General features: G+C 67.8%; 13 protein-coding genes. 5 read left to right on the forward strand and 8 right to left on the reverse strand.

Annotated features, from left to right (window positions below):
- Positions 1 to 10: 10 nt before the first annotated feature.
- Positions 11 to 1,018, forward strand: coding sequence for a zinc-dependent alcohol dehydrogenase family protein (locus ABIB28_RS02120; protein ID WP_354286015.1), 1,008 nt, complete (start codon positions 11 to 13; stop codon positions 1,016 to 1,018).
- The gene (locus ABIB28_RS02125; protein ID WP_354286017.1) at positions 1,012 to 1,737 is read left to right on the forward strand and encodes a RibD family protein; all 726 of its coding nucleotides are present in this window, start codon (positions 1,012 to 1,014) and stop codon (positions 1,735 to 1,737) included. Before ABIB28_RS02120 ends, ABIB28_RS02125 begins: the two co-directional genes overlap by 7 nt.
- On the opposite strand, the gene ABIB28_RS02130 is transcribed toward ABIB28_RS02125, so the two are convergent.
- The 6 genes from ABIB28_RS02130 to ABIB28_RS02155 all read right to left on the reverse strand — a co-directional run bounded on the left by ABIB28_RS02130 (position 1,716) and on the right by ABIB28_RS02155 (position 7,709).
- Positions 1,716 to 3,071, reverse strand: a complete 1,356-nt coding sequence (locus tag ABIB28_RS02130; RefSeq protein WP_354286019.1) for a PepSY-associated TM helix domain-containing protein — start codon at positions 3,069 to 3,071, stop codon at positions 1,716 to 1,718. The genes ABIB28_RS02125 and ABIB28_RS02130 overlap by 22 nt on opposite strands.
- Positions 3,071 to 5,377, reverse strand: a complete 2,307-nt coding sequence (locus tag ABIB28_RS02135; protein WP_354286021.1) for a TonB-dependent receptor — start codon at positions 5,375 to 5,377, stop codon at positions 3,071 to 3,073. The genes ABIB28_RS02130 and ABIB28_RS02135 overlap by 1 nt, the downstream gene beginning before the upstream one ends.
- Before the next feature lie 244 nt (positions 5,378 to 5,621).
- Positions 5,622 to 6,029: a DUF2946 family protein gene (locus tag ABIB28_RS02140; RefSeq protein ID WP_354286023.1), complete on the reverse strand. Its 408-nt coding sequence runs from the start codon at positions 6,027 to 6,029 to the stop codon at positions 5,622 to 5,624.
- Between the two features lie 79 nt (positions 6,030 to 6,108).
- A complete protein-coding gene (locus ABIB28_RS02145) occupies positions 6,109 to 6,432 on the reverse strand; it encodes a Rap1a/Tai family immunity protein (RefSeq protein ID WP_354286025.1) in 324 nt (107 codons plus the stop codon).
- A 49-nt stretch (positions 6,433 to 6,481) separates the two neighbouring features.
- The gene (locus tag ABIB28_RS02150) at positions 6,482 to 7,303 is read right to left on the reverse strand and encodes a hypothetical protein (protein ID WP_354286027.1); all 822 of its coding nucleotides are present in this window, start codon (positions 7,301 to 7,303) and stop codon (positions 6,482 to 6,484) included.
- A gap of 94 nt (positions 7,304 to 7,397) precedes the next feature.
- Positions 7,398 to 7,709 (reverse strand): hypothetical protein, encoded by a 312-nt coding sequence (locus ABIB28_RS02155; RefSeq protein WP_229839185.1) that lies wholly within the window; start codon positions 7,707 to 7,709, stop codon positions 7,398 to 7,400.
- A gap of 251 nt (positions 7,710 to 7,960) precedes the next feature.
- On the opposite strand from ABIB28_RS02155, the gene ABIB28_RS02160 reads away from it, so the two are divergent.
- The 3 genes from ABIB28_RS02160 (at position 7,961) to ABIB28_RS02170 (ending at position 11,338) form a co-directional block, all read left to right on the forward strand.
- Positions 7,961 to 9,028 (forward strand): catalase family protein, encoded by a 1,068-nt coding sequence (locus ABIB28_RS02160; protein ID WP_354286029.1) that lies wholly within the window; start codon positions 7,961 to 7,963, stop codon positions 9,026 to 9,028.
- A gap of 91 nt (positions 9,029 to 9,119) precedes the next feature.
- Positions 9,120 to 10,106: an aspartate carbamoyltransferase catalytic subunit gene (locus ABIB28_RS02165; RefSeq protein ID WP_133188746.1), complete on the forward strand. Its 987-nt coding sequence runs from the start codon at positions 9,120 to 9,122 to the stop codon at positions 10,104 to 10,106.
- Positions 10,103 to 11,338 carry a dihydroorotase gene (locus tag ABIB28_RS02170; protein ID WP_354286031.1) on the forward strand — a complete coding sequence of 412 codons (1,236 nt, stop codon included), beginning with the start codon at positions 10,103 to 10,105 and terminating at the stop codon, positions 11,336 to 11,338. The genes ABIB28_RS02165 and ABIB28_RS02170 overlap by 4 nt, the downstream gene beginning before the upstream one ends.
- Positions 11,339 to 11,345: 7 nt before the next feature.
- Here the strand turns inward: ABIB28_RS02170 and ABIB28_RS02175 are convergent, their stop codons facing one another.
- Together ABIB28_RS02175 and ABIB28_RS02180 are read right to left on the reverse strand one after the other, a co-directional pair.
- The gene (locus tag ABIB28_RS02175) at positions 11,346 to 12,716 is read right to left on the reverse strand and encodes an SPOR domain-containing protein (RefSeq protein WP_354286033.1); all 1,371 of its coding nucleotides are present in this window, start codon (positions 12,714 to 12,716) and stop codon (positions 11,346 to 11,348) included.
- Between the two features lie 20 nt (positions 12,717 to 12,736).
- Positions 12,737 to 13,324 (reverse strand): hypothetical protein, encoded by a 588-nt coding sequence (locus ABIB28_RS02180; protein WP_133188752.1) that lies wholly within the window; start codon positions 13,322 to 13,324, stop codon positions 12,737 to 12,739.
- Position 13,325: the final 1 nt, after the last annotated feature.

Raw genomic sequence — 13,325 nt, forward strand, 5'->3', positions numbered from 1 at the left:
GATTTCCGGCATGAAGGCGATGGTTCTCAAGGCCCCGATCGGGCTCGATCATCTGACACTCGAAGACCGACCCGATCCGGGCGCGCCGGGCGCGGGCGAGATCCGCGTCGCGCTGCACGGCAGTTCGCTCAACTTCCACGATCTCGGCGTCGCGACGGGGCGGATGCCGACCGCAGACGGCCGTATCCCGCTCGCCGATGGTGGCGGGATCGTCGAGGCTGTCGGCGAAGGCGTCACCGAATTCGCGCCCGGCGACAGCGTCGTCTCGTGCTTCTTCCCCGACTGGCAGGACGGCAGCGCGACGATTGGCGACTTCAGCCGCACGCCCGGCGACGGGATCGATGGCTTCGCCTGCGAATTCGTCGTGCTGCCCGCCAGCGCTTTCACGCATGCGCCAAAGGGTTATGACGCGGTCGAGGCGGCGACGATCACCACCGCTGGCCTCACCGCCTGGCGCGCGCTGGTCGTCGACGGCAAGCTAAAGGCGGGCGACGCCGTACTGCTGCTCGGCACTGGCGGCGTGTCGATCTGGGCGTTGCAGATCGCCAAGGCGATGGGCGCGACCGTCGCAATCACCTCGTCGTCGGACCAGAAGCTCGAGCGCGCCAAGCGCCTCGGCGCGGACTTTACGCTCAATTACCGCGAGCACTTGGAGTGGGGCAAAGCGGTGCGCGACTGGAGCGACGGCCGCGGTGTCGACCATGTCGTCGAAGTCGGCGGTCCCGGCACGCTCGCGCAATCGATCGAGGCGGTGGGCGTCGGCGGGCATATCTCGCTGATCGGCGTGCTGACCGGCGGCGCCGGCCAAGTCCCGACCGCGGCGTTGATGGCGAAACAAGCGCGGTTGCAGGGCCTGATCGTCGGCAGCCGGCGCGAACAGCAGGAGTTCGTCCGCGCGCTCGACGCGACCGGGATCCGCCCGGTGGTCGATCGCCGCTTCCCGCTCGAGGCGCTCGGCGATGCCTTTCGCTACGAGATGGGCGCGGGGCATTTCGGCAAGATCGGTGTCGAATGGTAACCCCGAGCGACGCGGGTGCGGCGTCGAAGCCGTATGTGATTTGCCTGATGCAGTCGTCGATCGACGGGCGACTGCATCCCAGCCGCTATACCGAAAGCCCCGACGGGAGCCGCAAGGATTGGGCCGCCGCGTATGAAAGCGCGCATGACGCGCTCGGCGGCGATGCCTGGCTCGTCGGCCGCGTGACGATGGCGGAGATGTCGAAGGCCGCGCCGCATCCGCCCGCATCGCCAGGCGCGGTCGCGCGACCGCTCCACGTCGCGACCCGCGCCGATAGCTATGCGATCGCGCTCGATCGTTCGGGCAAGCTGCATTTCGACGGTGGCACCGTCGGCGGAGACGCGGTCATCGTACTGCTTGGCCCCGATGTCGCGGACAGCCATCTCGCCGAGCTGGCCGCCGACGGCGTTTCCTATGTCGTCTCGCCAGATCGCGAATTCGATTTCGCCGCGATCCTCGAGACGCTGAGGCGCGACTTCGGCATCGCCAAGCTACTGCTCGAGGGCGGCGGCGGGATCAACGGGTCGCTGCTTGCGGCGGGAGTGGTCGACGAACTCCACATCCTCGTCGCGCCCGCGCTCGATGGCGGCGCAGCGGTGGACGGGATCGTGACCTACGGCACCGCGGGCTTGAACGGCAAAGTCCGCCTGAGCTTGCTCGGCGCCGAGACGCAAGCGCATGGCATCGTCGCGCTGCGCTATGCCGTCACCTCTGTCTGACGCCGCGCACGGATCGACACGACAATCCGATCGACCAAGGCGAGGACCAGCGCCGACGCGCCGAACAGCGGGAGCAGCACCCCGAGCACGATGACGAGCGCGAACATCCACACCGGCGCCGCTGCGCCGCTCCGGGGTGGCGCCCCTACCTGCCCCCGCGGTCGGCGTTTGAGCCACAGCAGCGTGCCGAGTACGCTGATAGCGATCAGCGAGAGCGCGGTCGCCACCCCGATCAGCTGGTTCGCGAGGCCGAACAACTGCCCCTCGTGCCAGGCGACCCCGGTGTTGACGATCCGGTCGATCACATTCAGGTCGGCAAAGCCCGATCGCCCGGTCTCGATCCCGCTCGCCGGATCATAGGTCACGCGCCGATCCAGCCAGCGGTTCTGCGCCTCGGACTTCGCCGTCCATACGGCACCGGTCGGTGGTCCGAACTTCTGGACGGTGTGCGGCGGAAGCACCAGCACGGGAAACGCCATCCGCTCCGCCGCTGCCTTGGCGACGAAGACCGAGAGCGGCAGGCCCTTCGGCTCGGGCGCCCGCGCCGTCGGCAGATCGGTCATCGCGCCGTGGTGACCGGCGTGGCCTCCATCGACGCCGATCTTCCAATCCTGCGGCCCCTTCACCAGCCCAAGCTCGGCTCGCACCCATTTGAACGTCCCGCCCCACGCGCCCGCCCAGGGCAGGCCGCTCGCGAGCATCACCAGGACCAGCCCCGCTACCCAGAATCCAGTGACGCGGTGCAGATCCTTGAGCAACGGCCGCCCACGCAGCCAGAATCGCGGCCAGAGTGTTCCCGCCAGCCGGAACGGCCGCGGCCACCACAGGTACAGGCCCGACAGGATCAGCACGATCGTCCAGCTCGCGGCGAGCTCGACCAGCCGATCGCCGAGCGTGCCGATCAGCAGCGACCCGTGGATCCGCGCGACGACCGCCTCGATCCGCGCTGCAGGATCGAGGCTGCCGAGCACGCGCCCCTGCGGCGAGACGTAGACCTCGCGCGGTTTGCCGTCCGCGTCCACCAACTGCAGCATCGCGGCGTCGCCAGCCTCGCGCGGCAAGCGATAGTGGTTGAACCGCGTCCCCGGATTGGCCGCCAGCGCGGCCGACAGCTGTGCCTCGGGCAAGACAGCGCCGTCCGTCCCGAGACCGCGGAACGCCCGTTCTTCCCACCGCTCGACCTGCGGCTTGAACAGATAGATCGATCCGGTGACCGACAGGATCAGGATGAAGGGCAGGACGAACAGCCCGGCATAGAAATGCCAGCGCCACACCCAACGGTACAGCGCCTGCCCAGCAGGAAGCGCGCTTGCTGTGGTCGCGAGCGCCGGCATCAGAGAGTTACCTTGACGTCCGCGGCGAAACTGCGCTGCGGGAAGGGGTGGAAGAGGAAGTAGCGGCCGTTGTTGACGTTATCGACCCCGATCCCGAATTCGATATGCTGCGCGGCGCGAAACTGTGCGCGCAGATCGACGACGAAATATTTGTAGAAGCCCTGATAGGTGTTGCCGACCACGTCGCTGTTGTCGAGCGCACCGTAATTGCGGCTGGCGTAGCGCGCAGCAGCCGTCAGCGCGACGCCGTCGACCGCTCGCCAGGTCACCACCGCCGTCGCCTTCCAGCGCGGCACGCTCGGGAGCAGCTTGCCGACTGCGCCGGGCAGGACCGCATTCTTGCTGGTGATCGCGTCGGCATAGGTCACGCTGCCCGAGACATCGACCCGCCCGACGACGTTCGTCCGGGCGACCGAGAGTTCGGCCCCCCGCGCCCGCGTCTCGTCGACATTCTGGACATAGGTGCCGACTTGAACCGGGGTCACCGCCAGCGGGCCGATCTGCGAAATCAGCGCGTCCTTGATCACTTCGTTGAACAAAGCGAGCCGCAAGGTTCCCCGGCTGTCCTGCCGCTCGAGCGCCAGTTCGAGCGAGCGCGCGCGTTCGGGGCGCAGGTTCGGGTTTGGGACCGACGCGACCGGTGTCGTGACGATCTGATAGAGCTCGCCGACGGTCGGGAAACGCCACGCCTGGCCGAACGACAGCCGCGCGGTCAGGTGCGGTTCGATCGCATAGGCGAGAGCTGCCTTGGGCGAAAATCTATTGCTGCTCAACGCCGGCTGACGGACCGGCCCGACCGCTGGCGACTGCGCGAAATTGACCCCGTCACGCGCGCGCCACCATTCGTAGCGCCCGCCGAGCGTGAGCGTCAGCGGCGGCAGGATCCGCCAGGCATCCTGCGCCCACAGCGCGTACGTCCGCGTCTTGCCGCTGCCTTGCAGGTTGAGCGCACCCTTCGATCCGCCGATCCAGTCGCTGGTATTGTAGCGATTGCTGTCGAGTTCGTACCAATCGGCGTGCGCCCCGAAGCTTACCGTATGCATCGCTGCCGCATCCGAACGCCACGCGCCCTTGGCGTCGAGCGTCTTCCAGCCGGTTCCCGCCAAGTCGGTGATGAAACCTGCCTCGCCCGCTCGCCCGGCCGGCAGCGCGATATTCGAAACGCGCTGCTGATCTTTGGCGACATCGTACAGCGTGCCGATCACTTGCCAGTCGAACCGGGTACCGCTGCCATTGAGCGACAGATTGTGGGACCATTGCCGCTGCTCGGTGCGATAGACGCTGCCGGCAAAGGCGCTGGCGGCCAGCGTGTAGATTTGGCCATTGTTGCTCGTCGTGCCGGCATAGAATGGCAGGCCGCTCGCCGGGTTGGTGAGATAGCTCTCGACCGTCGAATCGGTGGTGCTGAGGAACAGGCTGCCGACATAGGTCAGCCGCAGCGCGGCGGAGAGATCAAGCGCGGCCTTGAGCTTGAGCCGATCCTGCACTTGATGCTCGAACGCGGTCGCGCCGACGACGCGGATCGCGCCGCCGGTGCGATTGACGTCGTCATAGCCGCCCGTCGTCGGCGTGCTGGTCGCGCTTTTGGTGGCGGTGGCGCTGGCAAAGCCGATCGGCTGGCCGTGGCTGTCGACATGATCGACGCTTCCAAAGACCGCGAGCGGCCCGAACCGATCGCCGAGCGTGCCGCCGAGTTGATAGGCCGGCAAGGTGCGGTGCGTGCCGTACAGGTCGAACTGCTGCACCGTGGTTCCCGCGACCAGCGTGCCCTCCAAACTATCGGGCAAGCGCGTCGTGATGTTGACGACGGCGCCGATCGCGTTGCCGGGATACGCCGCCGAGAACGGCCCGTAGAGCACATCGACACGGGCGATCTCCTCGGTCGATACCAGGCTCCAGCGCGGGCTGGCCGAGGTGTTGTTGTTGCCGACGAGCGCCGAGAGGATCGCGCCATCGGCGTAGATCAGGCTGCGCGCGCTGGCGCCGAGCCCCGAGGTGCGTGTCGCGAGCGGCGCCTGGCTGTCGCCGATATGGCGTTTGCGAACGACGAGGCTTGGGAGATATTTGAGCGTATCCTCGACATTGCGCGCGTTGATCGTCGTCGCGATCGTCGCGGCGTCGATCGACGCCTTGGACGAAGGCGCGTTCTCGATCGTCGCGGCGCGGCGCTGCGCGGTGACGAGAATATCGTCGAGGCTTGAATCGGGCGCTGGCGATGCGCGCTCTTCGGCAAAGGCCGGAACGGTGGTGCTTGCGAGCATGGCGCAAAACGACGTGACGCCGAGCACGGATGTGCGGCTGACCATGAGAAGGTCCCTGTTCGATAGGGTAATGGGACGAAGCCCATCGCGCGCGGCCCGTTCGGGTGCCTCGCACACGGGTTCGTGCGCTGACTGTCGATCATCGTGCGATACGATCGAGCGCTGCTCGCCACACAGACTGTCGACGGGGATCGGGAAGCGGGCGCAACACCCGCCAGCGATCGCGATTGCTATTCCGTGCGCCCGGACCTGATCCGCGCGCACCGTCGCCCAGCCTTGCGGCGAGGAATCAGGCCGCTACCGGGGGTCCGCGCAACGGCGGTCGCAACGCATGGCGATACGGCAGGACGACGCCGCGCTCGGCCAGCCGGCCGAGCGCAAGGATGAACAGCACGGCAATCGCGAGCAATGCGGGGTCGGCACCGGCGATGACGGGAGCCGTCAGGCCGGCAAAGCTGCACGGGCTTTCGGCCTTGTCGCCCTTCTGGTCGTGATGGTCGCCCGCCATGCCCGGCATTGCCATCGCCATCGGCGATTGCGTGCGTTCCATGCCGGAGCACAGTTCGAGCACGAGGCCATCGCTGGTAACGACGGGCATGAAGCCGCCGGGGATCATGATCTTGGCCAATAGCGCGAGCGACAGCAGCAGGCCGGCCAGCCGCCGATGCGCTCGGAACAGGATGCGAAGGGCGGCCATCGCCCGCGGAACTAGGAGCGTTTCGCGGTCCTGTCATCCCCGTTTGGCCGCACGGACCGAGCAGCCGCGCGAGCGGCGTTCAGGGGCCCTTGCACGCGAAGGCCGTTTTCAGCGCGGTCCGGATCACGAAGCTCGGCGCGCTGCTCCAGCTCTTCTTGTGGCTGCGAAGATATTTGCGCGCGACGCTCACCACCTTGATCGTCGAAGCATTGGCCGCCGAGGGGCAGATCTGGTGCGACAACGACAAGGCGTCGAATGCCCCGAGGATATAGCCCGTGCAGAAACTCGCGGTCGTGTCGGCGTCCTTGCCGCTGCACGCCTCGGCGAGTTGCGAAGTCTGGAGCGGGCTCACCACCACCGGCGGTGCTTCGGGTGCGGCGATCGCGAGGGCAAGCAAGATCATGGCACTTCCTTTGATCCGGGCACGCGGCGGCCCGGAGAGTCGACCGCCCCTAGCCCGAGACCTGCTCGGTCGGTGCCGTCGGCGCGAGATACGGCAGCAAGCGTACCCGCGGGAAGACGGTATCGAGCGGCTTGGTATCGGGGAGGATATAGACCACCCCGCCCGTCTTGAGGAACAATGGCCGGATCTGCTTGGTGTAGAAGCTCGTGCCGACATTGATGCAGCCGAAGCTGATACGATTGTCGTCGGGCGTTGGCGACAGCAGGCGCTGGACGCGCTGTTCCTTCTTGTGCGTCGTGATCACCGCATGAAGCGCGACCGAATTGGCGTAATCGACCCACAGCACGCGCTGGCGCCCGAACGCACGGCCGAACTTGGCGACGAACCGCCCGGCTGGCGTCGTGCGTTCGGCCGGCCCGATCTCGGACAGGTCTTTGGCGCCCACCCCGGGGGTGGAATCGTCGCCGATGCCGATGCCGAGCAGCACCGGAGTCTCGCCGAGAAAGGTGCCCTTCGCATCGAACAGCGAGAGCGAGGCCGCCTGCTTGTCGATGACGATATAGGGCAGCGTACCATTGTCGTGCGCCGATCCGACCCAGGCGATCACACGGCTCGCCGCCTCGGACCGCACCGGTTCGGGCAGCGGCGGCGTGTCGGTGGCCTTGGCCTTGGCCGCCGCGCGGCGCGCAGCGGCCGTTTTGGCCCCACCCTTGGACAGGGATTTGGCCGGGGCGTTACCCCTGGCGTTTCCGGGCTTGCGACTGGGCGTCGTCACTGAAGACGACGCCGCCCTGTCGGACAGCGGGGCACGGCCGAGCGCTGCCGTGGGTCCGATCGCGCCTGCGATCAGACCCAGCAGTGCTGCGGCCATGCCCACACCATGACGCAGAGAGAACGGCCTGTTTGGCATCTCGACTTGGTTCAGCAATGCGTCCGGTCACAATAAGAGGAATGCGGGAGTGCGATCAGCCGCGCGGGCGGCGCTGTGCGCGCTGTGCCTGCTGCTGGACCTGCTGGTCGAGCCCATCGACGCGGCCGCTGATCTGGTCGATCCGCTGTGCGTTCTGCTGTGCCTGGCCGGCAGCAGCCTGTGCCTGGGTGAGCGCCTGGCCCGACACGCCTTCGACGGTGCGGACACGGCCATCGATGCCGTCGATGCGCGTGTTCACGGTGGCGATCTGGCGGTTGACATAACCCTTGGTCGCGCAGCCGCTAACGCCGATCGATCCCGCGAGGATCATGGCTACCGTTGCGGACTTCACAATATTCGAGCGCATATACTTACCCTTTTGAAATGGCGTGGTGCGGTTCACAAGCGCAGCCGTGCCCGGCTTGGCAACCGCTATCCGGCAGGACGTGCGGCTTCCACGGCAGGGAGAAACCACGCTATCCCGCGGAAAACCGCCAAATCGGCAATTCTGAACGCTTGCTGAAAGGCAGCAGGAAACACGACAGGCAGCGTTTGTCGCGCTGGCGCGTTGGGCTCGCGTGTTCCTTGAGATCCAGCCCCCCAAGTAAAGGCGTCCCGATGCTACAGTCCCCGATCCGCTACCGTCCCGACGTCGAGCAACCCCAGCCCGATGAGCAAACAACCGTTACAGATCTCAATGAAACGTTCGACATAATCCTCGAACGGACGGCCGAGGACTATGGTCATGCCGTGCGATCGGTCCACGCCAAGTCGCACGGGCTGCTCGAAGGCGAACTGACGATCGATTCGGACTTGCCGGCCGAGCTCGCGCAGGGCCTGTTCGCGCAGGGCGGACGCCACAAGGTGCTGATCCGGCTGTCGACCAATGCCGGCGATATCCTGCCCGATGCGATCGGCCTGCCGCGCGGCCTCGCCATGAAGGTGTTCGATGTCGCTGGAGACCGTTTGCCAGGCTCCGAGGGCACCGCGCAGGACTTCGTGATGGTCAACGGCCCGGTGTTCCAGGCGAAGACCGCCGAGAAGTTCCTCGGCAACCTCAAGCTGCTCGCCAAGACCACCGATCGGCTCGAGGGCACCAAGAAGGTCGTCTCGGCCGCCTTGCGCGGCGTACGGCACGCCTTCGAAGCGGTCGGGGCCGAGGCTCCCGCGGCGATCAACTCGCTTGGCGGCGCACCCAATGTCGAGCCGCTCGGCGAGACCTATTACAGCGCGACAGCCTTCCGCTTCGGCGACTATATCGCCAAGTTCAGCATCGCACCCGTGGCCCCGGCAATGATCGCGCTGACCGGCAAGGAAATCGCGATCGGGGGTCGTGAGGATGCGATCCGCGAAGACGTCCGCACCGAAATGCGCACGCTCGACGCAGAATGGGAATTCCGCGTCCAACTGTGCCGCGATCTCGAAGCGCAACCGGTCGAGGATGCGACTGTGCTGTGGACCAGCCCGTTCGTGCGCGTCGGCACGATCCGCGCCGCGGCGCAGGACAGCTGGAGCGACGCCCACGTCCAGCAGATCAACGAGGAAACGCGCTTCAGCGTGTGGACCGGGATCGCCGCGCACCAACCGCTCGGCAATATCAACCGCGCCCGGCGCGATACCTATCGTCACTCGGCGGACTTCCGCGCGCGGGTGAATGGCTGCCCGTATCACGAGCCGTCGAACTGATCATACGATGTTGGGAGAGGGTCGCTCGCGGCCCTCTCCCACCCTATCCGGCCTTGCCAGCAACCCGCGGCACGGCTACCCGACGGCCTCGATGCAACCCTCCGATCACCGCCCCGCCTCGCTCATCCCGGGCCGCGCCGTGTTTCCGCACCGGCACCTTACCGGCATCGAGGGATTGCAGCCCCACGAAATCGTCTTCCTGCTCGACGAAGCCGATGGCTGGGTCGCCGCCAACCGCACACGCGCGATCAGTGACAAGCGGCTGGGCGGGCTCACGCTGATCAACGCCTTCTTCGAGAATTCGACGCGCACGCTGCTGTCGTTCGAGATCGCGGGCAAGCGGCTCGGCGCCGATGTCGTCAACATGCACGCGGCGCAAAGCTCGGTGAAGAAGGGCGAAACGCTGATCGACACCGCGATGACGCTCAACGCAATGCGCGCGGACGTCATCGTCATCCGCCACATGAGCTCGGGCGCGGTCCGGCTGATCGCGGGCAAGGTCGATTGCCCGGTGCTCAACGCCGGCGACGGGCAGCACGAGCATCCGACGCAAGCTTTGCTCGACGCGCTGACGATCCGTCGCCGCCGCGGCACGATCGCCGGGCAGCGCGTCGTGATTTGCGGCGACATCCTCCACAGCCGCGTCGCCCGTTCGAATATTCTCGCGCTGACCGCGCTCGCCGCCGAGGTCCGCGTCTGTGCACCGGCGACGCTCATGCCCGAGGGAATCGAGCGGATGGGGGTCACCCCCTTTACCGATTTCGACACCGCGCTCGAGGGCGCCGACGTCGTTATGATGCTCCGCGTTCAGAACGAGCGAATGGCGGGCGGTTTCATCCCGTCGAACCGCGAGTTCCATTTGCGCTACGGGCTGACGCTCAAGCGGCTCGAGCGCGCCGCGCCCGATGCGCTGGTGATGCACCCGGGGCCGATGAACCGCGGCGTCGAGATCGATTCGGCTGTTGCCGACCATGCGCGCTCGGCGATCACCGAACAGGTCGAAATGGGAGTCGCCGTCCGCATGGCGTGCCTCGATGTGCTGACGCGGCGCTCGCGCGGCGTGGCGGGCTGGGCATGAGCCGGATGCTCGCCTTGCTCAACGCGACCTTGGTCTGCCCGCTCGGCGGCGTGTCGCAGGGCGGCGTGCTCGTCGAGAACGACCGGATCGTCGCGACGGGGTTGATCGACGTACCGGCAGGGGCCGAGACGATCGATTGCGGCGGCGCGACGCTTGCGCCCGCGATCGTCGATCTCGGCGTGTTCGCGATCGACCTTCCCGCCTTCCATGCCGGCGGCATCGTTCGCGTCGGGCTGATGCCCGATCAGTCGCCGGTGCTCGATGATCCCGGCATCGTCCAGCGCGCCGCGCTGATCGGCCGCCCTGGCCTATGGATCCATCCGATCGCCGCGGCGACGCGTGGCCTCACCGGCACCGATCTCGCCGAGATGGCGATCAACCGCGATGCCGGTGCGCGCGCGGTCGGGACCGGCGCTCGCTGGATCGCCGATTCGGGGGTGATGCGCAAAGTCCTCGCTTATGCCGGCGATCTGGGTCTGAGCGTCATCACCCATGCCGAAGACGGCGGCGTCACCGCAGGCGCCGTCGCGACGGCGGGCGAGACCGCGACGCGGATGGGGCTCCCTTCCGCCCCGTCGATCGCCGAGGCACTCGCGATTGCGCGCGACCTGATGCTCACCGAGGAAACCGGCGCGACGCTCCACATCCGCCAGGTCACGACCGCCGCCGGGTTTGAGCTGGTACGGGCCGCCAAGCGGCGCGGTGTCCGCGTGACGTGCGGGATTACCCCCGCACATCTGCTGCTGTCGGACATCGCGATGACCGATTTCCGCACTTTCGCACACCTCTCGCCGCCGCTGCGCAGCGAGAGCGACCGTCAGGCGGCCGTTGCCGCAATCGCCGACGGGACGATCGACGTGTTGTGCTCGGGCCATGATCCACATGGGCCCGAGGAAAAGCGCCTGCCCTTCGCCGACTCGGCATCGGGCATGGCGGGCGCCGAAACGCTGCTCGCGCTTGGCCTTGGTCTGGTGCGCGACGAGACGATCTCGCTCCAGCGCCTGTTCGCGCTGCTCGCGGCCAATCCCGCGAAGGTGCTCGGCGTGGAAGCGGGGTCGCTTGGCGTCGGCGCGCCCGCGGATCTGTTGCTGCTGGCGCCCGAAGCACCGTGGCAGATTGCGGGCGACCGGCTTCACGCCAAGGCCGGCAATACGCCGTTCGACGGGCTGCCGGTCCAGGGCAAGGTGCTACGGCTGTTCAAGGGCGGTACCGCCCTTCCCGTCCCCGCCTGACGCCGCCTCAGCGCGACGCCAGTTCGCGCCCCTTGGCCCACATCGCGACCTGATCGCCCGCGCCGGCGCGGACGAAGCACGCGCCGCCACGGCTGCGATACTGCTGGCACATCGACACCGCATCGGCGCGCGCGAAGCCGCCGACCGACAAGCGGTAGAATTGCTTGCCGCCGCGCGACACAGTCATGCCTTGCGGCGTGTGGCTCGCGAAACCGGCGTACCGGCGCGTCACACGCGTCCACGCATCGTGCGCGACGCCTGCGGTATCATAGGCGCCCAGCTGAACGACGAAGCCGCCGCGCATCGGCGCACGCGGTTCGGGGAATGCCGACGCAGCGCCGCTGCTCGCGACCGCGATGCGTTCTGCCACACTGCCGCGCTTGGTCGGGGCCTTGGCATAGGCGACCGGCAACGCCTGGACGACTTCCTTGCGTTCGGCGAACACCACGCCGGCAATCGTCGGACCGACCGCGGCGACCTGCTGCGTCGGCGCCGCGGCGACTTCGGCCACTGCGATGGGGGCCGGCGGGGCTGCAGGCTCGGCCCCGACCTGGCCGGGCATATAGCTGTCGATCGGCTGTTCGGCCTTCGCCAGCGCGGTCGTGCCGCCGCGCGCCGCGCCGTTGAGTGCAAGCGCGACCGGCAGGCCGGGATCGACCGCTGGCGTCACGCCGAGCAAGGTCGCGACCTGATCCGACGCCGAGCTGGGCCGCGAGAAGGTCGACCAATCGAGGATGCGCCGCGAGACATCGGCCGGGGCGACATCCATTGCCACCACCGCCTGCGCCTCGCGCCAGCGTCCGGCAAGCGCCAGGCTCAGCGCGTAATTCTGGCGGACCTTGGCGTCGGCCTCGGGGCCGCGCGCCGCAGCGCCGAGCATTTCGACCGCGGTTGCGGGGTCACCCGCCAGTGCGATCGCAAGGCCGCGGTCGCTGACCGGGATCGTCGCCGCGTTGGCGTCGAGCGTCGTGCGTGCACCGGCCCAGTCGCCCGTCGCGATCTGCGCGAGCGCGAGGTTCAATGCCGCCTTGCCGTTGCCCTGGGCAAGCGTCAGCGTGTCAGCAAAGGCATCGCGCGCCGAAGCGAAGCGCCCGGCCTTGAGATAGCTCTGGCCGAGGATCATGCGATATTCGGCTGCGTCGGGCTGGTCGCCGACCGCGCGCTCGGCATGGCCGATCGCCTCGGCGAAACGGCCTGCGCGCAACGCCTGCTGCGCCGCGACGGCCTCGGTGCGCGCTTCCTTCTCGGCGCGCGATTGCGCGCGGGCGCTGGCAGCAGCGATCGTCGACACTGCGGTGGCCGCGACCGTGCCCCCGAGCATGAGGAGCGAAAGCCCCACGGTAAGCGGGCCGAAAGTGATGGCGGACCGGGTCTTCATCGTAACGCCCTCCTCGGGGTTTATCGCTGCGCCCGTGTCGGCAACTGGCGCACCAGATTTTCGACTTCGGGCAAGGTTTGCAGGAATTGATCGAGCGCTTCGGTGACCAGCGACTGGGCCGAGGCATTGTGCAGCGCGCTGGCCAGACGCAGGCGGAGATGCCGGTCCTCGTCGAGCCGCAGCGTGAACGCCGACTTGGGGCGCTTCTTGTTGTGTTTTTTGCTCGTCTCGCGGCCGATCCGCGTCGCGGTTGCGACCGAAACGGGCTTCGACACAAGGCGTGCAGGCTCGGGCTCCAACGCTGCAGCCGGCTCGGGCTCGGCAGCGACCGGAATGGGTTCAGGCATCACGACCGGCTCGGGCGCTGCGACGGGTTGCGCGAATTCCTCGCGCAGCACTTCGCGCTGGACGAGCACCGGCGGAACCGGCGGCGTGTCGCCCATGTCGTTCCAGCCAAGATCGTCGTGCGCGCCCGGCATCGCGCCGAACCCGCCAAAGCCCTGCGGCCGCATCGCGGGCTTCGCCATGCCCTTGCGCGCGAGCAGCGTCGAGGACAGCGACGCCGTCGCCTTGGGGGCGGTCGGCTTGGGATTTCCGAACATGCTCATC

Origin of the sequence: Sphingomonas sp. UYEF23 (assembly GCF_040546165.1) — a bacterium.
Taxonomy (GTDB): Bacteria; Pseudomonadota; Alphaproteobacteria; order Sphingomonadales; family Sphingomonadaceae; genus Sphingomonas; species Sphingomonas glacialis.